Origin of the sequence: Flavobacterium caseinilyticum, assembly GCF_004349085.1 — a bacterium.
Taxonomy (GTDB): domain Bacteria; phylum Bacteroidota; class Bacteroidia; order Flavobacteriales; family Flavobacteriaceae; genus Flavobacterium; species Flavobacterium caseinilyticum.
On sequence record NZ_SMFM01000001.1, the window covers coordinates 1 to 24292 of the forward strand.

A 24292-nucleotide genomic window follows, 5' to 3' on the forward strand; every position below is an offset into this window, starting at 1 on the left:
AAAAAAAAAATTAATTTTTTATGCTTAGATAACTGCTACTTTCGCAGCAACTTTTCCTTTTCTTCCTTCTTCTTCTTCATAGCTAACTCTGTCACCTTCGCGTAATTCTTCCGCGTTGATTCCTGATGCATGAACAAAAATGTCTTTTCCTGTTTCTTCGTCTGTAATGAATCCGTAACCTTTAGACTCATTGAAAAATTTAACTGTACCTGTACGCATTGTAATTGTAATAATAATTTATAATGAAGCAAATGTAATATTTAATATAATACGAAATGCTATCTTCTGTTTTTATTTTGTAAAAATATTGATATTCAACGTTTTCTAACAAATAATTCCGACCAACTGCAACTAAGCTAATTTTATATGCAACTCTTTTAGCTGTAATTTATCAATTACAGACGGCGCATCTATCATAACATCCCTTCCGGAATTGTTTTTTGGAAAAGCAATAAAGTCCCGAATAGTTTCTTGCCCTCCAAGAATAGCAACCAATCTATCCAATCCAAAAGCCAAACCTCCATGAGGTGGCGCACCAAACTGGAATGCATCCATCAAGAATCCGAATTGCGCTTTCGCATCTTCCTCTGTAAAGCCTAAATATTTAAACATTAATTGTTGTGTCGCTTTATCGTGAATACGAATTGAACCTCCGCCAATTTCATTTCCATTCAAAACCATATCGTAGGCATTAGCGCGAACTTTCCCGGGATCAGTTTCCAGTAAGTGCATGTCTTCCGGTTTTGGAGAAGTAAACGGATGGTGCATGGCATGGTAACGACCACTTTCTTCATCAAACTCCAATAAAGGAAAATCAACTACCCAAAGCGGAGCAAATTCGGCTGGATTTCTCAATCCTAAACGAGTTGCTAACTCCATTCGCAATGCACTTAACTGCGTTCGTGTTTTATCCGTAGGACCCGAAAGCACAAAAATCATATCTCCAGGTTTCGCGCCGGTGATTTTTGCCCATTGTGCTAAATCATCTTGATCGTAGAATTTATCAACGGATGATTTATAGGTTCCGTCTTCATTGCATTTTACATAAACCATTCCAGAAGCACCTACTTGAGGACGCTTCACCCAGTCAATTAATCCATCAATTTCCTTACGGGTATAATTTCCAACTCCAGGAACTGCAATTCCAACCACAAATTCCGCAGCATTAAAAACCGGAAATTCTTTGTGTTGTGTTACTTCATTTAATTCCCCAAATTCCATTCCGAAACGGATATCCGGTTTGTCATTTCCATAGGTTTTCATCGCATATTCGTAGGTGATTCTTGGGAACTTCTCTACTTCGATGCCTTTTATTTCTTTTAATAAATGTCTTGTCAATCCTTCAAAAACATTCAAAATATCTTCTTGTTCCACAAAGGCCATTTCGCAATCGATTTGTGTAAATTCCGGTTGTCTGTCCGCACGTAAATCTTCGTCACGGAAACATTTCACGATTTGGAAATACTTATCCATTCCGCCCACCATCAATAATTGCTTGAACGTTTGCGGAGATTGTGGCAATGCATAAAACTGACCTTCGTTCATTCTGGAAGGTACGACAAAATCTCTGGCTCCTTCGGGAGTAGATTTGATCAAATACGGTGTTTCTACTTCACAGAAATCCAAATCAGAAAGATATTTACGCACTTCCATCGCTACTTTATGACGAAACATCAAACTATTTTTCACTGGATTTCTTCGAATGTCAAGATAACGGTATTTCATTCGGATATCTTCACCACCATCTGTTTCATCTTCAATTGTAAATGGAGGCGTAAGTGAAGCGTTTAGAATAGTAAGTTCTGTAACTAAAATTTCGATTTCACCAGTTGCCATATTTTTATTTTTGGCTTCACGCTCAATAACAGTTCCTTTTACCTGAATTACAAATTCACGACCAAGTGTTTTTGCCAACTCAAAAACAGATTTTTCAGAACGTCCTTCGTCAAAAATTAATTGTGTAATTCCATAACGGTCGCGTAAATCGACCCAATTCATAAAACCTTTATCGCGAGATTTTTGAACCCATCCCGCAAGTGTAACTTCAGTGTTGATATGTGAGGCGTTTAATTCGCCACAGTTATGACTTCTATACATGTTCTAAATTTTAGATTATTTTGCCCTTCGGACACAGCTGCAAATTTAGGACTAATTATGAATAATGAATTGAGAAATAAGAAATTTTAGTGATTGGTTTTATGGCAAACTTTATTTTCAATGTTAAGCTTTACTTCAATGTTACGAAATTGTTAACTAAAAGTTTTTTTATTGTAAAATGTTTTATACATTTGTTAAGCTAATATGAATTTAAAAACACACACGACATGAAAAAATATATAATATTAACCGCATTACTTTTTTCAGGAATTGTATTCGCTCAAGAAAACAATCCAAAATTAGAAGCTGTAGGTGAGTTAGTTAAAACCACTTACTACTTTGAAAACGGAAAAGTACAACAAGAAGGTTTCTTTAAAAATGGAAAACTGGAAGGAGTTTGGATTTCATACGATACAAATGGAAACAAACAATCTGTTGCCACTTATAAAGACGGAGAAAAAACTGGAAAATGGTTGTTTTGGAATGGTAACAAACTGAACGAAGTAGAATATTCTAATAGCAGAATAGCTTCTGTAAAAACTTGGAAACAAGACGCATTAGTGAATAACTAAACAAAATTCAAATATTATAAAAAGCTTTCGTTGACTCGAAAGCTTTTTTTATGCCTTATGTTTTTTGGTTAAACTATACTTTAGAAGATTATTGCTTCCAAAAAAAGAATTCAAATCAAAGATAAGCTGCGAATCAAAAAATTATTCTTAGAAGAATTTGCGGTAGTCTCTGCCAAAAAAAATGCAGTACTTGTAACTCAAAAGAAACCTTTACGATTAAGAAACACACAAGTGTATTATAAAATCATTTAAGCTTTACCGGCCCTTCATAGTATAATCTAATGAACAAATGGCTACATTATTTCAGAAAAAAAGTGAAACTAAACAAATTTAATTTCACTTTTATTTTATTAATATACATTCGTTTTATTTCCAGAAAACTGCGTAAACAACCACCAATATAATCATTAATGCAAATGAACAGATATTGAAAAGAGGACTCGTTTTGAATAATTCTTTAGTTAATGGAATTCCTTTAGCATCATTATTACCTTTATTCTGAATTAAACTAATCGCAATAATTAACAACATAGTTAAAATAGCGGTATAACCCATTTGGTCCATCCATGGCAATGTTGGAAAAACAGATTCTAAACCACTTCCCGCTGCCCATGATTTTGGTCCCACTTTGAAAAACATAGCAATTGGTATAGAAGCTAATGCACCCCAAATAGCTGCTTTATTAGTCGTTTTTTTCCAAAACAACCCTAATATAAACACGGCTAAAATACCGGGACTTACCACGCCAGTATATTCTTGTATAAACTGGAATGCCTGATCAATTCCACCTAAAAGTGGCGCCATGATTACTGCTATTAATAGTGCAATCCCTCCAGAGATACGCCCTACATTAACTGTCTTTTTATCGTTGGCATTTTTATCAATATACTGTTTGTAAATATCCATTGTGAAAATGGTCGAAGTTGAGTTTAACATCGATGCCAAAGAAGATACAATAGCAGCAGCCAAGGCAGCAAATGCCAAACCTTTGAAACCTGTAGGTAAAAAATGCAACAACCAAGGGTAGGCTTTATCAGCAGTGCCAAAACCAGGTATATTATCTGCCGCTGCAGCTCCTAATCGAGCCATTATTGCAGGATCATTGACCATTACGTAAGCTGCAATTCCCGGAATTACAACAATGAAAGGAATAAGCATCTTTAAAAATGCAGCTAATAATATCCCTTTTTGAGCTTCGCCTAATGACTTAGCCGCTAATGTTCTTTGAATAATATATTGATTGAATCCCCAATAGTAAATATTAGCGACCCAAAGTCCACCAACCAAAACTCCAATACCTGGCAGGTTCATATATTCTGGATTAGATTCATCTAAAATCATCACAAAACGATCCGGAGCAGCATAATAAACCGTTTTCATTCCCTCCCAAACTCCAGCACCATCAGAAACCGTGTTTAATGCTATGTATGTTGTAACCAAACCACCTAACACCAAGAATATAACTTGGATAACATCTGTCCAAGCCACGGCAGAAAGGCCTCCATACAAGGAATAAGCTGCAGCAAAAAGTGCTAATCCTACAATTGCATACATCATGTCAATCCCTAAAATGGCCTCTATCGCTAAACCTCCCAGATACAAAACCGTAGTAAGATTAACAAAAACATATAAAGCAATCCAAAAAACAGCTAAAATAGTTTTAAGATTAGTTGAAAATCGTTTCTCTACAAATTCAGGAATGGTATAAATCCCTTTTTCAATGAAAATGGGTAAAAAATATTTTCCTACAATAATTAGCGTAAAAGCAGCCATCCACTCATAAGAGGCAATCGCTAATCCTAATGCAAATCCAGAACCGGACATTCCGATAAATTGTTCTGCGGAAATATTGGCTGCAATCAATGAAGAGCCAATGGCCCACCAGGGCAATGATTTACTGGCAAGAAAATAATCCTCAGCATTTTTTTGATGCCCGTCTTTTTCACGAGAAACCCATAATCCAACACCTAGAATAAGCACTGCGTAAGCAGCAAAAACTAAGTAATCTATAAACCCGAATTCTGTTGTCATAGTATAGTATTAATGTTAATTAAATATTTCAAATTAATAATCAGGCTAACTCCTTACCTTCTGCTCCCATTTCCAAGCTCTCGAAATCATTTCTTCCAGTATTGATTGTATTTTATTTATCCAAGAACCGTATTGACTTTAGCTGCATTGGCATAAGCCAAAACAAATTCAACTTCAATTCTTTCACCAATGCTGTATGCTAACTTTTGTAGGCTGACTTTTTCAAAAACGTAAATCACCCTTCGTGACTAGTATTTTATGACTTACTTTTATAATGTGTAATTGATAGCTCCCTTAAAATCTCAGCACTTTTCTCTGGTGTGATATCTCTTTGTGATTCGCCCATCATTTCATAACCTACCATAAATTTCTTTACAGTTGCAGAACGCAATAATGGCGGGTAAAAATGCATGTGAAAATGCCATTCCGGATGCAACTTTCCATCTGTTGGCGACTGATGAATCCCTGATGAATACGGAAAAGACGTTTCAAAAAGGTTATCATATTTGGTCGTCAATTGTTTTAAAATAATAGCAAAATCAGTTACTTCCGTTTCCGTGAAATCAGTTATTTTACTCACATTACGCTTGCTGACAATCATCGTTTCATACGGCCAAATTGCCCAAAAAGGCACTAATGCCACAAAATAATCATTCTCAATCACAATGCGTTCACCTAACTTCAACTCTTCTTTTACATAATCTTCTAAAAGTGTTTTGTTGTGTTTGTCAAAATAGGCCTTTAGATTACTTTGCGTTTTCTCCACTTCTGTTGGTAAAGACGATTGCGCCCAAATTTGTCCGTGTGGATGTGGATTACTGCAACCCATAACGCTTCCTTTATTTTCAAAAATCTGAACATGGTTGATATAATCCACGTTGCCCAAATTCGTATATTCTTTTTGCCAAGTATGAATGATATTTTCAATCGCATCGGCTGACATTTCTGGCAATGTCAAATTGTGTTTTGGCGAAAAACAAACTACTCGAGAAATTCCTCTTTCCGGTTTAGCTTTAAAAAAAGTCTCGTTTTTATTTTCTTCAAAAGCAATTTCTTCTTGCTTTAAAGCAGCAAAATCATTCTCAAAAACAAAAGAACTTTCATAATCCGGATTTACCATTCCATTCGCTCGAACATTTCCCGGACACAAATAACAAGTCGGGTCATATTCGGGCAATGTATCCGAAGTTATTGTTTCATTTTGTCCTTGCCACGGACGTTTCGAACGGTGTGGAGATACCAGAACCCATTCGTTGATTAACGGATTATAACGTCTGTGCGGATCTTCGTTGATATCAAATTTTTTCATTATTATGCGATATAAAGTGATGTTCCATTCCCAATTTTGACATCATAAATTTTTAATTCTATTCCAAATTCGTCTTGGTACAACCCTGATAATTTATTTTTCACATTTTCTTCTTGTCCTTTTTTGATCAAATTAATAGTGCAACCCCCAAAACCGCCTCCCATTAATCGTGAGCCTATGACTGATTTAACTTCTTTAACTGTGTTTACTAAAAAATCTAATTCGACACAACTTACTTCATAATCAACCGATAATCCTTGATGCGTTTCGAACATTAATTTACCCAAGGTTTCGATATCTCCTTTATCCAAAGCATCACAAGCCTGAGTTACTCTTCGAATTTCTTTCACCACATAAAGACACCTTTTGAAAACATTGGTACTCATTACATGTTGCAATTCTAAAACATGTTGCTCATTACAATCTCTAAAACTTGTTATCTCAGGATAATTATTTTTAATAATAGCAATACCTTCTTCACATTGTTGTCTTCTCTCATTATAAGCCGATGTCATTAAGGAATGTTTTACATTACTATCGAATAAAACTAAGGAATAATCACTAAAATTAGCGTCGTGATATTCGAAATCCAATGTTTTGCAATCAATTTTTATGACTTTATTTTCTAAACCCATCACACTGGAAAACTGGTCCATAATACCACAATTGATTCCCACCCAATGTTCCGATTTTTGTCCCATAAGTGCAATATCAATGGGTTTAATTTTCAAATTGAATAGTTCATTTAAACCAAACAAAAAGCCACATTCTAAAGCCGCAGAAGATGACAAACCGGAACCAACCGGGATATTACTGCTAAAAACACAATTAAAACCCTCCACGGAATAGCCGTTCATTTTCAACTGATTCAGAACACCACGCAGGTAATTTGTCCAAACGCTATCCGTCTGCTTTTGATCGTCATTTATACCAACTTCAAACTCATCATTCAAATCTATGGCCACAATTTTAACTGTATCCGAATTGTTTTTTTCAAAAGCAAAACAAATAATTTTATCGATGGCTGCCGGTAAAACATAGCCGTCATTGTAATCAATATGTTCCCCTATAACATTAATTCTTCCTGGCGAAAGAACTATTTTTGATGGTTCTGAACCAAAAGTCTGCTGAAAAAAATCAGTTGTTTTGTGTATTAAAATCTCATTCATAATTTAAATATTATCCAATCCCTTTTTTTAAAAACTCGCTGTTGTTGTTATTTTTTTAAAGTAATATGTAAAAATTATCATTGTTGTCTGATAAAAACTTTTTTAAATTGATAAAACGGAATAGGCATATTCCCTGCGGGACATTTTTTAGCGGAGTGCCTATTTAATTTACTACACATATTTTGCTCCTAACGGAGCGAACCTCGTAGAGGTTATATATTGGTAGTAAGATAGTACGAAATATAAAATTTGTCCCGTAGGGACTAAACCTTATTGTAATCGAACAATAATGAAAAATTATATAAATTTTTCACTTATTTCGTCGCCTCCAAGGTTAATTTACCGCTCTTGAGTCCGGCTCCATTTACTTCAAGTTTTATATCTCCTTCAGTTGTTTTCGATTTAACAAGCACTACCAATTTTCCGCTAAAAAGTTTCATGGTATCTTTATGAAACATTTCGAGTGAAGTGGCATCGCCATTGCAAGCCGCTCTGTAAGTACCCGCTCCCGTAACCTTAAATTTCAATTGGTTCGTCGCCGTAGGACAAGGAATTCCATTTTTATCCACTACCGATACCGTTACGAAAGAGATATCCTCGCCATCGGCAGTGATTGTTTTCCTGTCTGCGTTTAAAACAATTTGGTAAGGTTTCCCCGCAGTACGTATTTCTTCTTCAGCAACAGCTTTTCCATTGTCATCAAAAGCCACCACTTTTACCGTTCCCGGCTCATATTTTACATCCATCCACATCAAGCGATAGCGATTTTGTGGAGTGTTTTTGTTTTTTGTCTGCACGCCCATACTTTTTCCATTGACAAAAAGTTCGGCGCTGTTGTAACTCGTGTATACAAAAACAGGAGTTATTTCTCCTTCACGGCCTTCCCAGTTCCAATGCGGTAAAATATGTAGCGTAGATTCTTTTGTATTCCAACGGCTTCGGTATAAATAATAACGGTCTTTAGGCAAACCGGCTAAATCGTTAATTCCAAAATAAGAACTGCGAGACGGCCAGCTTTCATCGTAAGGAGTAGGCTCACCCAAATAATCAAAACCAGTCCAGACAAATTCGCCAATTACCCATGGTTTATCATCTTGAAGTACAAAATCTTCATCCGGCACATTCGACCAGCTGCAGGCTTCCAAATCATAAGAGGATGATTGAAAATCAGGATATTGTTTATTTTTTTCTTGAACCACGGGGAATTTATAAATCCCTCTAGAGCTAACCGTTGAAGCGGTTTCTGATCCTAAAACAAAACCTTGGGGAAATTTTTTATAAGCTTCCTCATATAAATGCACACGATAATTCAGTCCCGGAATATCCAGCAAAGCGCCAAAACCAGATTCAATAGTTGCTTTTACCTGATCCATACCAACAGTTACCGGACGTGTTGGGTCTTCCCGATGAAAGATTTCCTGCAACCATTTGGCGCGTTTCACTCCTTCTTCACCCCATTGATCCGGCACTTCGTTTCCAGAACTCCACATCACAATCGAAGGATGATTTCGTGTGGCTTGCACTAAATTGACGATATCTTTTTCAGCATATTCCTCAAAAAAACGATGATACCCATTTTCTACTTTTGGCTTTGCCCATTCATCAAAACTCTCTGCTAAAAATAGAAAACCCATTTCATCCGCCAACTCCAATTGCTCGAAAGAAGGCATGTTATGCGAGCTGCGAATCGCATTGCAACCCATGTCTTTCAATATGGTCATTTGTCTGCGCAGCGCCGCTTTATCTACCGCAACTCCAAGCGGACCTAAATCGTGATGCAAACAAACTCCTTTAAATTTGGTTACCTTTCCATTAAGACTGAAGCCTTTATTCGGCTCGTATTTTATTTCCCGAATTCCAAAACGGGTTGAAATTTCATCTTTAAGTTCGTTTCCTATATACAATTGGGAAACCGCTTTGTATAAATATGGAGTTTCGGGACTCCATAATTTTGGATTATCTACTTTTATGTTTTGGTCAAACTCTTTTCCGAACTGCGTAGTCGATTCCTCTGAACTTAATTTACGTCCTTCGTCATCAAAAATAGTGGTGACTAAACGAGTATTTTCGCCGGAGACTTTAGTCTTGATATTAACTTTCGCAACTTCCTCACTGATAAAAGGTGTCGTTATAAACTGTCCCCATTGGTCAATACTTTCGTTGTTTTTTATAATAATACTTACATTTCGATACAAACCTGCACCCGGATACCAACGAGATGCAAATTCTTTATTGGTTAGTTTTACTGATAATGTATTGGCTCCTTCTTGAATAAATTGGGAAACATCAAAATAAAAATAACTATAACCATACTTCCACTCTCCTACTTTTTTTCCGTTTAAATACACTTGAGGTTCGCTCATCGCGCCTTCAAAAAGCAAAATTATTTTTTTTCCTTTTGAATCTTTAGGCAAGTTGAATGTATTGCGGTACCAAGCAGTTCCAATATGCGGCAAAGCACCTGTTCTTCCTGTTTTTTCGGTAGCTACGGTTTCTCCGTTTTGAACAATAGCAACTTTTTGTATGTCTACATTTTTATCAAAAGGTCCGTAAATAGCCCAGTCATGTGGAACGGTTACGGATTCCCATTTGTAATCATTAAAATTTATTTTATACGCCGCGTCAAAATCACCTTTTTGAAATTTCCAATTGGCCTTTAGTACTTTAACTTCTCGTGATTGAGACAAGGCAACTTGTGTACATGATAAAATCACAACAAGAAAACAAATCAATTTCTTCATTTTTATAACAAATTTTAATTTTTTTTTAAACATGTAAGTCATGTAAGTTTGAAAAAGTTAGTTTGTCAATTAACTATTTAAAGTGAATATCAGTTAAAATATTCTTTACATGATTAATAACTTTACTAAATGAATTCTGAGTTTTCAATTAATTTTATTCAAATTAAAAGCTTCTATGACTTAAATGTTTCAACAATTTTTTCGACAAAACGCTGTCATTTATATAATTAAATGCAGTTTTTAATTCCGCTGATTAAAACTATTCCTTAAACGCATCTAAAGCCATTGATGGTTTCCCGTCAGATTGCCAAGCGCTCAGGGAATAACCGCTCCAACTTTTTTCTCCCTGCGGTTCCCAATATATCACGCCAAGTCCTTTGTTATTAGGAACAGCTTTTACCGCTTTGATTGTTGCCACCAACATTTCATAGGTGTTTTGTACTTTATCATATTCCCCACCTACTTCCACAACCATCACTTCTTTGTTGTATCTGGCAACCATATCGTTTAGATTATACGCTAAATCCGCAATAGTTTCTGTGTAATCTTTCTTGATCCAAAAAGGGTAATAGGACAATCCAATTACATCGTACTTTACATTATTTGCTGTAGCATTATCAAAAAACCAGCGGAATTTTTCATTATTATTTCCTTCGTCAAGATGAACAATTACTTTGATTTTAGAATCAATAGCTTTTGTTGCCTCATAGCCTTTGTTGAGTAATTGTGCCAATTGATTCCAATTTTTGGTACTTCCTTCCGGCCACATCATACCGCCTGGAATTTCATTCCCAATTTGAACCCATTCCGGAGTAACTCCTACAGATTTCAGTGCGCTCAAAACACCAAAAGTATGATCATACACATCCGTCATTAATTCCGGAAAAGTATGATTTTCCCAAGCTTTTGGCTTGAATTGTTTAGCAGGATCGGCCCACGAATCGCTGTAATGAAAATTGATCATGATACGCATTCCCATTTTTTGGGCACGCAAAGCCATCACAACGGTTTCTTCTTTACTGCAGTGTCCACTGGCTTTATCATCATTTGGATTTACCCAAACACGCAGGCGAATGGTATTCATCCCTCTGTCCTTTAGGAGTTGCAAACAATCTTTTTCAGCGCCATCGGTATCGTAAAATTTATATCCAGTGGCTTCCATCTGCGGCAACCATCCCACATCAGCTCCTTTTGCAAAAGAATTTTTGGATGTTGATTGCACATTTTTGGATGTACTGCAAGAAAAAAGTATTGAAACCATTAAAGACATCAAAACGAATCGAAAATACATTGGTAAATTTTTCATGTTTTCTTATTTATTAAACGCCTGCAAAACAGGTAATGCTCTATTATTAAAATCATAAAAAGCCTGGTTTTCAAAAGTAGATCCATTTGCGGCCTGATTCCCTTTAAAAGAAATCCATTCTCCACCCCAATAGGCAAATCCCAAACCATATTCAGACTCTTTCACGATGGTTTTTATTGCCAACACAAAGTTTTTTTGACCATCAGGAGTAGCAGGATAACCAGAAACGAGTTGCGAATCTAAACCCACTATATTATTTGTCCAGTCATTATATCCTAACGTAAAAGGATAAGCGGTTTCAGCAATAATAACTTTTTTATTGTATGCTTTTCCTAACGTATTGATGGCGGTTTTTACAACTTCTAAATCCTTTCCGTGCCAAAGTGGATAATACGACAACCCAATGTAATCGTAATCTACACTTTTAATTTTGTTAAAAAACCAATTTGTATCCGAAGCTTTCACGCCTGCATAATGAATCATGATTTTGATATTTGGCGCTTTAGCTCGAATCGTTGCGCTGGCAGTTGCCAATAAAGAAATACTTTGTACTTCCTGATTGATTAAATTTCCTTGTGGCCAAAGCAATCCGCTGTTAATTTCGTTCCCAATCTGGATAATATCTGGATTAATTTCAGTGAGAATTGTCGAAGTATAATTGGCGACAGCCGTTTTTAAATCGGTAAATGATAAATTTTTCCATTCCGCTGGCGTAGTTTGAACCGCAGGATCAGCCCAAGTATCCGAATAATGTACCGTTAACCAAACTTTCATTCCTGCTTGTTTCACTCGTTTTGACAGCGCTTTAACTTCTGTCATTCCGGAACGTCCATTCGCTGGGTTTTTCCAAAGACGAATTCGAACCGTGTTACAACCAGCATTTTTCAGAGTTGTAATCATATCTTCCGCTTGGTTGCTGCTGTTGTATAAAGCCGCACCCGATGTTTCTATTTCCGGTAAAAAAGAAATGTCCGCAGCTCTAATAAAAGAATCAACTGCAACTGGCGGTTCAACTGCCGGAGTTTCCGCTGTATCATTACTATTAGAACAGGAAAAAAGAAGTACAAAAAGGGTTAAGAACCCTAAAATTCGAATATTTTTTTTCATCTTAAAAAGATTGAAATTTATAAATAGTTTTATGATAATATAATTCTCCTTTTCTCAAAACAGAAGAAGGAAAATGTTCGTGATTAGGCGCATCAGGGAAATTCTGGGTTTCAAAACAAATGCCGCTTGTGGGATGATAATTAGTGTTTTCTTTCCCTTTTATTGCATTAAAGCAATTTCCGCCAACATAAATATGAACCGCGGGCTGATTCGTGTAAACAGACATTTTCAAAGTTTTATCACTATTATAAAGAGACGCTGCGTATTCTTTTTCCTTGTTTAAAACAAAAGTGGTGTCAATTTTTGACGGACAGGTTCTCGCGGCGGTAAAATCAAAAGGACAATTAGCAACATTTAGAAACCGTCCGGTAGGAATTCCCGACTTTGTAGTTTCTAATATTCGTTGAGAATTTACACGCATTTCCTGAGCAGCAACACTGGATTGATGACCGTCCAAATTGAAATAACTGTGATGCGTTAAATTTACAATTGTATCTTCAGTTGTGCTGGCGATATATTCTATAATTAATTCATTGTCGTCAGAGAGCATGTAAGTCAAATCAACTGATAATTCACCCGGAAAATGTTCTTCATTATCCGCACTGACGCATGTAAAAGTCACAGAGGGATTTTCACCTTCACTACTTTTTTTTATTTTCCAGTTTTTATGGCTCAAGCCAATGGTACCGCCATGCAACGAATTTCCGTTGTTGTTTTTGTTGAGGCAAACTGTTTTTCCGTTCAGTTTAAATTCGCCTTCATTTATTCTTCCGGCAAATCGTCCCACCGTTGCTCCAAGATAAGGCGCACTTTCTAAATTAAATGACTGTAAATAGGCCTCCAAAGTATCAAAACCTAAAACCACATCTACCAATGCTCCATTTTTTAATGGAACTTTTAAAGAGGTAAGCGCAGCACCATAACCCATCACTTTCATTTGCATGCCATTCTTATTCGTTACTTCACAAACAAAAACCTCTTCCCCATCCGGTATCAAACCAAATGATTCTATTACAGAATTGGTTTTAAAATGTGATATGTGTTTAATTTTCATGGTTTAATTATGAAATGTGAAAAACCAAAAGTAAAATAATTGTTATCATTGACATACCAGTACCTACCAGTTTTTGTATATTGCCAAGAAATCCACTGCTGCATGAAAATAATTTCGATTCAAAACAATCTTGGAATTCCCAAATACCGACAAATAATTAGTTCGATAGAAAAGGCAATAAAAGACGTAAATCTGAAAAAAGGCGACAAACTTCCGTCGGTAAACAAAGTCTGTCTGGAATTCTCCTTGTCCCGCGATACGGTTTTACAGGCCTATGAAGAATTGAAAAAAAGAGGTATTATTTATGCCATTCCAGGCAAAGGCTATTATGTGAAAAGCGTTGAAGTCACCATAAAACAAAGGATATTTTTACTTTTTGACGAGTTGAATATTTTTAAGGAAGACTTGTACAATTCGTTTCTGGAAAACATTGGCAGTAATGCTCAGGTAGATATTTTCTTTCATCATTTTAATGTTCCCGTTTTCCAAAAACTGATTAATGACAGCTACGGCAATTACACTAAATACATCATTATGCCGACAAATTTAGCCGAGGCCGCCGCGGCGATAAAAACCCTACCAGTTAACGACGTTTATATTTTAGATCAAACCAATCCTGAACTAAAATCCTTTCCTGCTGTATACCAGAATTTCGTAAAAGATATTTACGACGGCTTACTGAAAGGAAAATCTAAATTGAACAAATACAAAAAACTGATTATGATTTTCCCTGGATTCCGAGAGCCCATAGGTATGAAAATCGGTTTTGAGAATTTCTGTAAAGATTTCACATTCGATTATGAAATCATCACTGAATTCAGGAATCGGGAAATAAAAAAAGGCGAAGTGTATATTATTCCGAGTGACAGGGATTTAGTGAGTGTTATCCAAAAAGCTAAAATTCAGAAGTTGCAATTAGGCAGTGATTACGGCATCATTTCGTACAATGAAACCCCGCTTAAAAAAGTAGTCGAAAACGGAATTACAACGATTTCAACCAATTTTGAAGTAATGGGAAAGTTACTGGCAGAGATGATTTTAAAAGGCAAGAAAGAACAAATTGAGAATACAAGTGATTTGATTATTAGGAATTCGCTGTGACATATTAAAATAAATAAACCCCTATTATACAATAAGTTAAAAAAATATAAAGTATAAAAAGTAAGCACGAAAGTAATTACATTTGTTACATGTTAAAAGTCCGCCAAACGCAAATTATAAAAATAGGCAATTCTAACGGGATTAGAATTCCTAAAGACTTTCTAAGTGCATTGGGCACCAAAGAAGTTGTCTTGGAACTCACAAATAACACTATGATTATTACGCTTATAAAAGTAACCATGCCGCAGCGCAGCTAGTGGGGAAACATTTTGGCAAAAATGAAAATAGTCCGAGAAGACGATTTAAACGATTTTGATACCACCCTAGCAGGTGGTATTGACAAATTATAAAAAGTGGGATATTGTAATGGTGGTTTTGAACCCAACCAAAGGAAGTGAAATATCAAAAACAAGACCGTGTTTAGTGGTTTCGCCCAATAGTATCAATACATACTTGAACACTATTATTGTAGTCCCGTTTACCTCAAAACCCAGAGGATACCCTTTTAGAATATTGACAAATCACAAAAACAGTGAAGGCGAATTGTGTTTTGACCACATCAAAAGTTTTGACAATAGCCGCATTGTAAAAACTGACGGCACCATTGCAAAAACGTTGCGAACAGCTAAAAATAATTTGTTATTTGAGTTTTTTAATGAGTAAAATTAATTAAAAATCTTTGTCTTTTACGGGAAACCTCAAAGTGGATAATTATTAAGAGTCTATTTTTGGTTTAAATATTTTACAACACAAAAATTAAAAAACATCATTATAAAAACTTATATGGCAAGAATTTATATAGGTGATATTTGACTAATTTTAACACAACTAACATGAACTATTTTGAAGAAACTAAAAGATTATTTGATGATTCTGCTTTATTTTACATCATAACCGCTGATATGGATGGCAAATATTCGTATATCAATAAACATTATGCAAAAGAATTTTCACATGTACACACCAATTTAGTTGGAAAGCCATATTATATAACTATGCACACAGATGATATGAAAACTTGCATCGAAGTTTCTACCAAATGTTTTGAGAATCCCACTAAATTATTTCCGGCAACAATTAGAAAACACGATGGCAAGGGCGACTATGTATATACGCAATGGGAATATAGAGCAATGTTTGATGATGAAAAGAATCCTGCTGGAATATTCTGTCTGGGATACAATATAACCAAATTTGTTGGGGAAGAATTACTGTTACAAAAGGCAAATGAAAAGATTGAAAAAAATAACAATACCTTAAAAAACATTATTTTTCAACAATCACATCTTGTACGTGCCCCATTAAGCAATATAATTGGCCTCGCCAGTATTTTAGACAAAAAAATACTGGATAGTGATACAAGCAACATTTGCGACATGATAGTAGAAAGCTCTAAGCAACTTGATGAAATTATTAGAAGCATTGATACTACTGCTAGAACCTGAACTAAAATTTTGATTATTTCCGCTTTGGAGAAATTATCCCTTCGGCAGATATTGACCAAACGAAACAATTTTTATCCTTGCTTATAAAATATGGACACTCACTAACGAAAAAAGCCCGTAACACTTGAAAATTCAAGAAATTACGGACTTTTAAGTACCCGGAGCCGGAGTCGAACCGGCACGGTTTCCCACAGGTGTTTGAGACCAGCGCGTCTACCAATTCCGCCATCCGGGCTTAGCAGACATGAAATAACGACAGTTATTTCAACGCAATAAAAGATGTGATTGTGTTTAAATCAACCATCAATTCCTTTAACACGGTGCAAATGTAAAAAATAATATTAAATGTTCAACTAAAAATACTTAATTTTTTCCTTTCAGAGTTGAATAAATTTTATAAATTTGCACCTCGTTAAAAACACAACACACAACTAACTACACCCGAGACAAATACACACATAAGGCTTTATAGAAATTCAAAGCCAAACTGTATGCAGCGCAGCGGAATAAAAACAACAAATTAAATGTCACACCTAGAACCAGAAGCTAAAATTTTTGCTTGTTCACAAAGTGTCTATCTTGCTGAGAAAATAGCAAAGGAATACGGAATCCCATTAGGGAAAATCACCATGTCAAAATACAGCGACGGTGAATTTCAACCTTCTTATGAAGAGTCTATCAGAGGATTACGCGTATTTATCGTATGTTCAACGTTTCCTACGGCGGATAATTTGATGGAAATGTTACTGATGATTGATGCTGCAAAACGGGCGTCGGCAAGACACATTACAGCAGTAATTCCTTACTTTGGTTGGGCAAGACAAGATAGAAAAGATAAGCCAAGAGTTCCGATAGGAGCTAAACTAGTAGCCAATTTATTAGATGCTGCAGGCGCAACAAGAGTAATGACCATGGATTTGCACGCTGATCAAATTCAAGGATTTTTTGAAAAACCGGTAGATCACCTTTTTGCATCAACCATCTTTTTGCCTTACGTGAAAAGCTTAGGTTTAGACAATCTGACTATTGCTTCTCCGGATATGGGAGGTTCAAAAAGAGCCTATGCTTATTCTAAATTTTTAGAATCGGATGTGGTAATTTGTTACAAACAAAGAAAAGAAGCCAACATTATCGACACCATGGAATTAATTGGTGAAGTAAGAGGTAGAAATGTAATCTTAGTAGATGACATGATTGATACCGGAGGCACTTTGGCGAAAGCCGCAGATTTAATGATCGAAAAAGGAGCATTGAGCGTAAGAGCAATTTGTACCCACGCGATTTTATCTGGTGATGCTTACGAAAAAATAGAGAATTCTAAATTATTAGAATTAATCGTTACCGATTCTATTCCGTTAAAGAAAGAATCAAACAAAATAAGAGTGTTGAGTTGTGCGCCACTTTTTGCTGAAGTTATGCACATGGTACATCATAACAATTCCATTAGTGGAAAGTTCATAATGTAACCCCAAACAAGTAATATTATTTAATAACTATATTTTTTTTACAATGAAATCGATTACAATTAAAGGATCAGAAAGAGAAAGCGTGGGTAAAGTTGCGACTAAAGCCCTACGTAATGCTGGATTGGTTCCTTGCGTATTATACGGAGGAAATCAGGCAGTTCATTTCTCAGCAGAAGTTATGGCTTTCAAAAACTTGGTTTACACTCCAAACGCTCACACAGTTGAGATCGATCTTGGAAAAGGAAAATCATTTAACGCTATTTTACAAGATATCCAGGTTCACCCGGTATCTGACAAGATTTTACACATTGACTTCTTTCAATTATTTGATGACAAAGAAATCACTATGGAAGTTCCTGTAAAAGTAGTTGGAACATCTAAAGGAGTTCTTGCTGGTGGTGTTTTACGTTTGAACACGCGTAAACTTAAAGTTAAAGCTTTACCAAAAAATCTTCCAGATTTTATTGAAGCTGACATTACTCCACTTGAAATGGGGAACAAATTGTACGTTACTAAATTAGTTAACGAAAACTACAAATTGATTCACCCTGACAACACTGTTGTTGCTCAAGTAAGAATTTCTCGTGCGGCTATGAAAGCAGCTCAAGAAGCAGCAAAAGCAGCGAAAGCTCCTGCAAAAGGAAAGAAAAAATAATATTTTTTCAATCATTCAAGAAAGCATCAGTTGTAAAACTGGTGCTTTTTTTATTTAATCTGAACTCGTTTCAGATTCTGTTTCTAAAATCGTTTAAGATTCTGATTCTGAACTTGTTTCACATTCTGTTTCTGAACTCGTTTCTCATTTTATATTTAGGAGCACCACTACTCATTTTCACAACAACTCTGCTCCTGCTGTCCGTTGTATCCACGCAAAAAAGCGTGGGATGCCACTTCCATCAGGGCTATTCAGAACTAATTTGCCCTCAATAACGATTTTCTAAAAATCTAATAGTCCAATATTCTAATTAAGTCTATTTTTGCACTATGATAAAATGGATTTCAAATTTATTCTCGTCCACAAAAAAAGAGAACAATACAGATTATACGAAACCAGAGGTTCACGAACACCAAAAAAACAATACAGAAAGCGTGAGTAATAAATTTTTGATAGTAGGACTCGGCAATATTGGCGCCGAATACGTAAACACAAGACACAACATTGGTTTTAAAATCGTGGATTTCCTGGCCCGCAAAGAAGCCGTTTCTTTCGAAACCGTAAAACTGGGCGCATTGGCACAATATAAATTCAAAGGAAGAACTTTTCTGCTTTTGAAACCCAACACCTATATGAATTTGAGCGGGAAAGCCGTTCAGTATTGGATGGAAAAAGAGAAAATTCCTTTGGAAAACATCTTGGTAATCACCGATGATTTAAATCTTTCCTTTGGAACCATCCGCATCCGCCAAAAAGGAAGCGACGGCGGACACAACGGACTTAAAAACATCAATCTGGTGCTGAATACACAAAACTACGCCCGATTCCGTTTTGGGATCAGCGACGAATTCAAAAAAGGAAAACAAGTTGATTACGTCCTTGGAGACTGGGATGATGCTGAAAAAACAGCGCTTCCGGAACGTCTCGAAGTAGCTTCTGAAATCATAAAATCTTTTGGAACTGCCGGCTTGGATATCACCATGACCACCTTTAACGGGAAATAAAGATCACACTTCTCCAAAGAGTTAAGCAATGGAATGCCAATTAATTTGTATTAGAGATAAATAATAATTAATTTTAATAAACTTTATTTTTTTTTGCAAAAATATTAAAAAATAAACGCTGACTAAACGTAACATTTACTCGGCGAAAAACAAATACGAATTGCTCATTTTAGACAAAACACATATCATGAAAAAAATTACTTTTTTTCTCTTTACATCACTTTTTTTCATAATCAATGGAGCATTTGCGCAAGTGAGCAATTTAAGTGAAGTTACACTCTTTGGTAAAAAAAAGAGTGTCACCGAAGGCTCTTTTATTCGTTGCGCCACCACAGAATATGAAGAATATTTGAAATCCAAAAATCCTGAACGATTATCGACCGCGGAATTTGAACTGTGGATCGCACCAAAGATTAAAATCGAAAAAAATAAAAAAGACAATGTATCCAAAGGATTCAAACAAAATGCAGTTATAACGATTCCTGTAGTAGTTCATGTGATTCATAACGGAGACCTCTTGGGAGCTAATGAAAACATATTTGATCAACAGGTGCTGTCACAAATTCAAGTGCTCAACGAGGATTTCAGAAGAAAAGCGGACAGCCCTGGTTTTAACTCTAATCCTGTAGGAGCCGATGTAGAGATTGAATTCGCTCTTGCTAAACGAGATCCTTCAGGCGTTTTATCAAATGGGATAAATCGGGTAAACTTGGGGCAAGAAAGTTGGTCAACTGATGAAATTGATGATTTTGTAAAACCTCAAACACAGTGGGATCCTGACAAATACCTTAATATTTGGGTTGTAAAATTCTCCACTACTAAACTTCTAGGATACGCACAATTTCCAAGTGCCTCGGGTCTTTCCGGACTCAATGCTGATAGTGGTTCGGCAATCACAGACGGGGTAGTTATTGGTTATACCTTTTTTGGATCTTCTAGTTACTTTCCCGGAGGAACTTATATCAATGATTATGATCAAGGAAGAACCACAACCCACGAAATTGGTCATTATCTTGGGTTAAGACACATTTGGGGCGATGGTGGATGTGATGTTGATGATTTTTGCACGGATACTCCTAATGCAGGGCAGGAGAATACTGGCTGTCCTTTTGGAGTTGATAGTTGTCCAGCTTCGCCTGGTTTTGATATGGTTGAAAACTACATGGATTATACTAATGATGCCTGTATGAACATTTTTACCGCCGAACAAAAAAACCGCATGATCACCGTGATGAATAATTCAACCAGAAGGGCCTCATTAAAAACGTCAAATGCGCTTGTCCCTGGAGTTATTTATGCCAATGATGCGGCGCTAATGATTGTGGATTTAAACCTTATTTCCTGTAGCCGAACTTTCGCGCCTAAGATAAAAATTGTAAATAAGGGAAGTTCGCCATTAACAAAAGCAACAATCCGGTACGGCATTGACAACCAAAACCTGCAAACCTATAACTGGACTGGCAATTTGGCTAACAATGAATCACAAGATATTACTTTAAGTAATTTAACAACAACCGGAGGAAATCATAATTTCAGTGCTACAATCATTAGTGTAAATTCAACTACTGACCAAAATGCGACTAATAATAACACCACAGCGAGTTTCTTTATTACAAAAAATTACGCCACAAACACCGTAAATTTCTCATTGCAACTAGACCACTACGGCTCAGAAACTACGTGGAAAGTTACCAACTCTAAAGGAATCACACTGTATCAAGGCGGGCCCTATACGGATACTGCAGAAACCGCACCTCTCCCGCCGCAAATCAACACTTCATTTAACCTTCCTAGCAACGAGTGTTATACATTTACCATATTTGACAGCGAGGATGATGGGATTTGTTGCGATTACGGAAACGGGTCTTATATTCTGCGAACTCCTTCAGATGAAGTCATAGCTACCGGCGGATCTTTCAGAGCGATGGAGTCCAAAGATTTTAGCATCAATTTGCTTTCAACTAATGACGTAGATTACCTGAATTCAGTTTATTTGTATCCAAATCCTGCTTCAAACACCGTAAATATCGTCATTGACAACAAATTGGAAATGCCGACTGAATATAGTATAATTAATACTTTGGGGCAAATCATAAAAACAAAGAAAATCCAAACAGAAGAGGATTTGATCGTTCCCGTTTCCTATTTATCAAACGGTATTTATTTTCTAAAATTATCAAAAAGCCAATTGGAAACAGCCACGCTACAATTCATTAAAAAATAAATAAAATCATGTAATTAATTAAAAAAGGATTGAAGATTTCAATCCTTTTTTAATTATATCAATTGGATAGATTAAATTTGCCCATTATAAAACACTTGCTTTGAAGATTTTTCATTCCATAAACGATTTCAGTTCTACGAAAAAAACGATTCTAACCTTAGGTACATTTGACGGGGTACACATAGGTCATAAAAAAATCCTAAAAAAAATAACGCAAAACACGGAGAACGAGAAATATGAAAGTGTAGTGCTTACTTTTTTTCCTCATCCCAGAATGGTTCTACAGGAACATTCTGATATAAAACTGCTCAACACGATCAATGAAAAAATTGAATTATTAGAGAAAATTGGCATTGAAAATCTTGTAATCCATCCTTTTGATGAGAAATTTTCAAGATTGACCGCAGAAGAATTTGTACGTACCGTTCTAGTTGATCAATTACGCATAAAAAAAATTATTATTGGTCACGATCATAGATTTGGCAGAAATCGAACAGCCAATATTGATGATCTAATCGCTTTTGGGAAACAATATGATTTTGAAGTAGAACAAATATCAGTTCAGGAAATCAATGCTATATCGGTAAGTTCCACTAAAATCAGAAACGCGCTTTTAGAGGGAAATATGGCTTTGGCCAATAAATATTTAGGGTATGATTATTTTCTGACAGGGACTGTTATTCGAGGAAAACAATTGGGAAGAACCATCAATTTCCCAACAGCAAACTTAAAAATTGAAGAAAATTACAAACTGATTCCTCAAAACGGAGTTTACATTGTACAAAGCATCATCGACAAGAATACCGTTTTCGGAATGATGAATATTGGATTCAATCCAACCGTTGAGGGAAAAAACCAGTCAATTGAAATTCATTATTTTAATTTTAATGCTGATTTGTACAATCGAGAAATACGTGTTTCAATACTCCAAAAAATTCGTTCAGAGCAAAAGTTTGCGTCTATAAATTTACTGAAAGAACAATTGGAGAAAGACACAAAAACAGCACTCGACTACTTGAAGAAATTTTAATTTTTTTGTAAAATGTTCCTATTTTTTCTGTAAATTTGAAAATAATATCCTGTTTATAAATAAGATATACTTTCTAACTTTTAAAACTAGTTGTATGAAACTTCCAAAAGAATTAATAAACGGATTCATTATTTTCACAGGAATTGGGCTCTATTTCTTATTAATGGAACTTTTGGGTCTGGCAGATATTTATTTTTTACGACTATTTAATGTCCTATTTGTATTTTATGGAACTTCCCGAACCCTTAAATCTAATTTCGCTGAAGGCAAGACCATATTAGTTTCTAATGCTGTTTCTGCACTGCTAACTGCCCTTACAGGAATATTCTTGAGCATCATTGGTTTGATTGTTTACAGTTACGCAAAAGGTGGAGACGCATATGTAGGATCATTATCAAAAACTTTTTTATTTGGGGGTGAGCCGTCCGTAATGACGTATTCCATCTCTTTATTGTTTGAAGGAATCGTATCGGCCGTGATTGTTACGTTTATGCTGATGTTGTATTGGGACACCCGTTATTCCTCGGATAAACATGGTGCCGAATCTTAAATTTAATTTGCTTTTTTCATTCAAATAAACGCCGCAAATCAGTAATTAGACTGTCTTTGCGGCGTTTCACTTTTCTGCTATTTATCAATTATACCGCTTCCAAATTGGAATTCCTCGGCATCATGAAAAAATAAAAGTATCCTTAATACAACTGAAAACTATTTTTTCTTTGATTTACTTATAGATAGGCTTTTCAAAGCTTTTGCGTTTGTTCTTAACAACAATTTGACTACTTTTGATGCATCAAAAAATCGTATCAATGAGCATTACAAGACACAATTGGACCAAAGACGAAATTATCGCAATATATAACAAACCTATGATGGACTTGCTTTATGAAGCAGCTTCTATCCATAGAGAACATCATGATCCTAACGTGGTACAGGTTTCGACTTTACTCTCCATAAAAACAGGTGGATGTCCGGAAGATTGCGGATATTGTCCGCAAGCGGCACGGTATCATACCGAAATTGAAGGCAACGATTTGATGTCTGTTAGCCAGGTAAAAGCACAAGCATTACGCGCTAAATCAAGCGGTTCGTCTCGTGTTTGTATGGGAGCGGCCTGGAGAAATGTAAAAGACGGTCCTGAATTTGACCAAGTTCTTGAAATGGTGCGTACCATTAATAAACTAGACATGGAAGTTTGCTGTACCCTTGGAATGATTACGGAAAATCAAGCACATCGACTGGCAGAAGCTGGCTTATACGCCTACAACCACAATTTAGACACCTCCGAAGAATATTATAAAGAAGTTATTTCCACACGCGGATTTGAAGACCGTTTGCAAACCATAGAAAATGTTCGTAAAACAAATGTTACTGTTTGTAGCGGCGGAATAATTGGGATGGGAGAGAGTATTGACGACCGTGCAGGAATGCTTGTAGCACTTTCTACCTTAAATCCACAACCGGAATCAGTGCCAATAAATGCGTTGGTTGCCGTTGAAGGAACTCCAATGGAAAAGGAAAAACCAGTTGAAATATGGGAAATGATTCGAATGGTAGCAACAACGAGAATCATCATGCCGGAAACCCAAGTTCGCCTTTCCGCAGGTAGAATGAACATGAGCCGTGAAGGTCAAGCCATGTGCTTTTTTGCGGGCGCTAATTCTATTTTTGCCGGAGACAAATTACTTACCACACCTAATCCTGACGTGAACGAAGACATGAAAATGTTTGAAATGCTAGGATTAAATCCTCAAAAACCATTTACCAAAGTTTCTCAGCCTCAAACCATAGAAGCTCATGACTCTCAATTTGCTCCACTAGGAGAAAAACCAAAATGGTCAAGACCCGGACATTCCATTGAGAAAAATCTTGAAGCATCCAAAAAGGAAAGTTAATTTGAAATATTATCAATAAATATTCGTTTACCTTTACACAACACTAATGATTTCACTCCTAGTTAACACTAGGAGTTTTTTTATAA

Annotated in this window: 21 protein-coding genes and 1 tRNA gene; 12 read left to right on the forward strand and 10 right to left on the reverse strand. The window is 35.9% G+C overall.

Annotated features, from left to right (window positions below; translation table 11 throughout):
* Nucleotides 1-24 precede the first annotated feature (24 nt).
* Both E0F89_RS00005 and aspS read right to left on the reverse strand, forming a co-directional pair.
* Entirely contained in the window at nucleotides 25-219 is a 195-nt protein-coding gene (locus E0F89_RS00005; protein WP_007137066.1) for a cold-shock protein, read from the reverse strand.
* A 132-nt stretch (nucleotides 220-351) separates the two neighbouring features.
* Complete coding sequence (gene aspS / locus E0F89_RS00010; RefSeq protein WP_131907827.1) at nucleotides 352-2097, reverse strand: aspartate--tRNA ligase; 1746 nt, start codon at nucleotides 2095-2097, stop codon at nucleotides 352-354.
* Nucleotides 2098-2324: 227 nt separating this feature from the next.
* On the opposite strand from aspS, the gene E0F89_RS00015 reads away from it, so the two are divergent.
* Nucleotides 2325-2669 carry a toxin-antitoxin system YwqK family antitoxin gene (locus E0F89_RS00015; protein ID WP_131907828.1) on the forward strand — a complete coding sequence of 115 codons (345 nt, stop codon included), beginning with the start codon at nucleotides 2325-2327 and terminating at the stop codon, nucleotides 2667-2669.
* Nucleotides 2670-3035: 366 nt separating this feature from the next.
* Here the strand turns inward: E0F89_RS00015 and E0F89_RS00020 are convergent, their stop codons facing one another.
* From E0F89_RS00020 to E0F89_RS00050, 7 genes are all read right to left on the reverse strand, one after another.
* Nucleotides 3036-4700, reverse strand: a complete 1665-nt coding sequence (locus tag E0F89_RS00020) for a sodium/sugar symporter (RefSeq protein WP_131907829.1) — start codon at nucleotides 4698-4700, stop codon at nucleotides 3036-3038.
* 256 nt (nucleotides 4701-4956) lie between these two features.
* Nucleotides 4957-6009: a UDP-glucose--hexose-1-phosphate uridylyltransferase gene (locus tag E0F89_RS00025; protein WP_131907830.1), complete on the reverse strand. Its 1053-nt coding sequence runs from the start codon at nucleotides 6007-6009 to the stop codon at nucleotides 4957-4959.
* 2 nt (nucleotides 6010-6011) lie between these two features.
* Nucleotides 6012-7178, reverse strand: coding sequence for a galactokinase (gene galK / locus E0F89_RS00030; protein WP_131907831.1), 1167 nt, complete (start codon nucleotides 7176-7178; stop codon nucleotides 6012-6014).
* 314 nt (nucleotides 7179-7492) lie between these two features.
* Nucleotides 7493-9919: a DUF4982 domain-containing protein gene (locus E0F89_RS00035; protein WP_131907832.1), complete on the reverse strand. Its 2427-nt coding sequence runs from the start codon at nucleotides 9917-9919 to the stop codon at nucleotides 7493-7495.
* Between the two features lie 259 nt (nucleotides 9920-10178).
* Nucleotides 10179-11225 carry a glycoside hydrolase family 53 protein gene (locus E0F89_RS00040; RefSeq protein ID WP_243699442.1) on the reverse strand — a complete coding sequence of 349 codons (1047 nt, stop codon included), beginning with the start codon at nucleotides 11223-11225 and terminating at the stop codon, nucleotides 10179-10181.
* Between the two features lie 6 nt (nucleotides 11226-11231).
* On the reverse strand, nucleotides 11232-12332 hold the full coding sequence (locus tag E0F89_RS00045; RefSeq protein WP_131907833.1) for a glycoside hydrolase family 53 protein: 1101 nt from the start codon (nucleotides 12330-12332) through the stop codon (nucleotides 11232-11234).
* Between the two features lies 1 nt (nucleotide 12333).
* Nucleotides 12334-13386 (reverse strand): aldose epimerase family protein, encoded by a 1053-nt coding sequence (locus tag E0F89_RS00050; protein WP_131907834.1) that lies wholly within the window; start codon nucleotides 13384-13386, stop codon nucleotides 12334-12336.
* Between the two features lie 102 nt (nucleotides 13387-13488).
* Between E0F89_RS00050 and E0F89_RS00055 the strand changes: the two genes are divergently transcribed.
* The 4 genes from E0F89_RS00055 (at nucleotide 13489) to E0F89_RS00065 (ending at nucleotide 15932) form a co-directional block, all read left to right on the forward strand.
* A complete protein-coding gene (locus tag E0F89_RS00055) occupies nucleotides 13489-14487 on the forward strand; it encodes a GntR family transcriptional regulator (protein WP_131907835.1) in 999 nt (332 codons plus the stop codon).
* An 89-nt stretch (nucleotides 14488-14576) separates the two neighbouring features.
* Nucleotides 14577-14744 carry an AbrB/MazE/SpoVT family DNA-binding domain-containing protein gene (locus E0F89_RS17025; protein ID WP_165929954.1) on the forward strand — a complete coding sequence of 56 codons (168 nt, stop codon included), beginning with the start codon at nucleotides 14577-14579 and terminating at the stop codon, nucleotides 14742-14744.
* A gap of 79 nt (nucleotides 14745-14823) precedes the next feature.
* Nucleotides 14824-15150 (forward strand): type II toxin-antitoxin system PemK/MazF family toxin, encoded by a 327-nt coding sequence (locus E0F89_RS00060; RefSeq protein WP_131907836.1) that lies wholly within the window; start codon nucleotides 14824-14826, stop codon nucleotides 15148-15150.
* Between the two features lie 170 nt (nucleotides 15151-15320).
* On the forward strand, nucleotides 15321-15932 hold the full coding sequence (locus E0F89_RS00065; RefSeq protein ID WP_131907837.1) for a PAS domain-containing protein: 612 nt from the start codon (nucleotides 15321-15323) through the stop codon (nucleotides 15930-15932).
* A gap of 155 nt (nucleotides 15933-16087) precedes the next feature.
* On the opposite strand, the gene E0F89_RS00070 is transcribed toward E0F89_RS00065, so the two are convergent.
* Nucleotides 16088-16167 (reverse strand) — tRNA-Leu (locus E0F89_RS00070).
* Between the two features lie 289 nt (nucleotides 16168-16456).
* On the opposite strand from E0F89_RS00070, the gene E0F89_RS00075 reads away from it, so the two are divergent.
* The 7 genes from E0F89_RS00075 to bioB all read left to right on the forward strand — a co-directional run bounded on the left by E0F89_RS00075 (nucleotide 16457) and on the right by bioB (nucleotide 24206).
* Nucleotides 16457-17398 carry a ribose-phosphate pyrophosphokinase gene (locus E0F89_RS00075; protein WP_131907838.1) on the forward strand — a complete coding sequence of 314 codons (942 nt, stop codon included), beginning with the start codon at nucleotides 16457-16459 and terminating at the stop codon, nucleotides 17396-17398.
* Nucleotides 17399-17441: 43 nt separating this feature from the next.
* Nucleotides 17442-18053, forward strand: coding sequence for a 50S ribosomal protein L25/general stress protein Ctc (locus E0F89_RS00080; protein WP_073205004.1), 612 nt, complete (start codon nucleotides 17442-17444; stop codon nucleotides 18051-18053).
* 329 nt (nucleotides 18054-18382) lie between these two features.
* Complete coding sequence (pth, locus tag E0F89_RS00085; RefSeq protein ID WP_131907839.1) at nucleotides 18383-19057, forward strand: aminoacyl-tRNA hydrolase; 675 nt, start codon at nucleotides 18383-18385, stop codon at nucleotides 19055-19057.
* A 187-nt stretch (nucleotides 19058-19244) separates the two neighbouring features.
* Nucleotides 19245-21281, forward strand: coding sequence for a M43 family zinc metalloprotease (locus E0F89_RS00090; RefSeq protein WP_131907840.1), 2037 nt, complete (start codon nucleotides 19245-19247; stop codon nucleotides 21279-21281).
* A 100-nt stretch (nucleotides 21282-21381) separates the two neighbouring features.
* Nucleotides 21382-22311 (forward strand): bifunctional riboflavin kinase/FAD synthetase, encoded by a 930-nt coding sequence (locus E0F89_RS00095; RefSeq protein WP_131907841.1) that lies wholly within the window; start codon nucleotides 21382-21384, stop codon nucleotides 22309-22311.
* Between the two features lie 94 nt (nucleotides 22312-22405).
* Nucleotides 22406-22861, forward strand: coding sequence for a hypothetical protein (locus E0F89_RS00100; RefSeq protein ID WP_131907842.1), 456 nt, complete (start codon nucleotides 22406-22408; stop codon nucleotides 22859-22861).
* A 259-nt stretch (nucleotides 22862-23120) separates the two neighbouring features.
* Entirely contained in the window at nucleotides 23121-24206 is a 1086-nt protein-coding gene (gene bioB / locus E0F89_RS00105; RefSeq protein WP_131907843.1) for a biotin synthase BioB, read from the forward strand.
* The last annotated feature ends 86 nt before the right edge of the window (nucleotides 24207-24292 follow it).

Coding starts and splice junctions, on each gene's coding strand:
- bioB (WP_131907843.1), top strand. CDS start 23,121: ATGAGCATTACAAGACACAATTGGACCAAAGACGAAATTATCGCAATA.
- E0F89_RS00100 (WP_131907842.1), top strand. CDS start 22,406: ATGAAACTTCCAAAAGAATTAATAAACGGATTCATTATTTTCACAGGA.
- galK (WP_131907831.1), bottom strand. CDS start 7,178: ATGAATGAGATTTTAATACACAAAACAACTGATTTTTTTCAGCAGACT.
- E0F89_RS00045 (WP_131907833.1), bottom strand. CDS start 12,332: ATGAAAAAAAATATTCGAATTTTAGGGTTCTTAACCCTTTTTGTACTT.
- pth (WP_131907839.1), top strand. CDS start 18,383: ATGATAAAATGGATTTCAAATTTATTCTCGTCCACAAAAAAAGAGAAC.
- E0F89_RS17025 (WP_165929954.1), top strand. CDS start 14,577: ATGTTAAAAGTCCGCCAAACGCAAATTATAAAAATAGGCAATTCTAAC.
- E0F89_RS00005 (WP_007137066.1), bottom strand. CDS start 219: ATGCGTACAGGTACAGTTAAATTTTTCAATGAGTCTAAAGGTTACGGA.
- E0F89_RS00025 (WP_131907830.1), bottom strand. CDS start 6,009: ATGAAAAAATTTGATATCAACGAAGATCCGCACAGACGTTATAATCCG.
- E0F89_RS00035 (WP_131907832.1), bottom strand. CDS start 9,919: ATGAAGAAATTGATTTGTTTTCTTGTTGTGATTTTATCATGTACACAA.
- E0F89_RS00040 (WP_243699442.1), bottom strand. CDS start 11,225: ATGAAAAATTTACCAATGTATTTTCGATTCGTTTTGATGTCTTTAATG.
- E0F89_RS00090 (WP_131907840.1), top strand. CDS start 19,245: ATGAAAAAAATTACTTTTTTTCTCTTTACATCACTTTTTTTCATAATC.
- E0F89_RS00080 (WP_073205004.1), top strand. CDS start 17,442: ATGAAATCGATTACAATTAAAGGATCAGAAAGAGAAAGCGTGGGTAAA.
- E0F89_RS00050 (WP_131907834.1), bottom strand. CDS start 13,386: ATGAAAATTAAACACATATCACATTTTAAAACCAATTCTGTAATAGAA.
- E0F89_RS00055 (WP_131907835.1), top strand. CDS start 13,489: ATGAAAATAATTTCGATTCAAAACAATCTTGGAATTCCCAAATACCGA.
- E0F89_RS00020 (WP_131907829.1), bottom strand. CDS start 4,700: ATGACAACAGAATTCGGGTTTATAGATTACTTAGTTTTTGCTGCTTAC.
- E0F89_RS00065 (WP_131907837.1), top strand. CDS start 15,321: ATGAACTATTTTGAAGAAACTAAAAGATTATTTGATGATTCTGCTTTA.
- E0F89_RS00075 (WP_131907838.1), top strand. CDS start 16,457: ATGTCACACCTAGAACCAGAAGCTAAAATTTTTGCTTGTTCACAAAGT.
- aspS (WP_131907827.1), bottom strand. CDS start 2,097: ATGTATAGAAGTCATAACTGTGGCGAATTAAACGCCTCACATATCAAC.
- E0F89_RS00015 (WP_131907828.1), top strand. CDS start 2,325: ATGAAAAAATATATAATATTAACCGCATTACTTTTTTCAGGAATTGTA.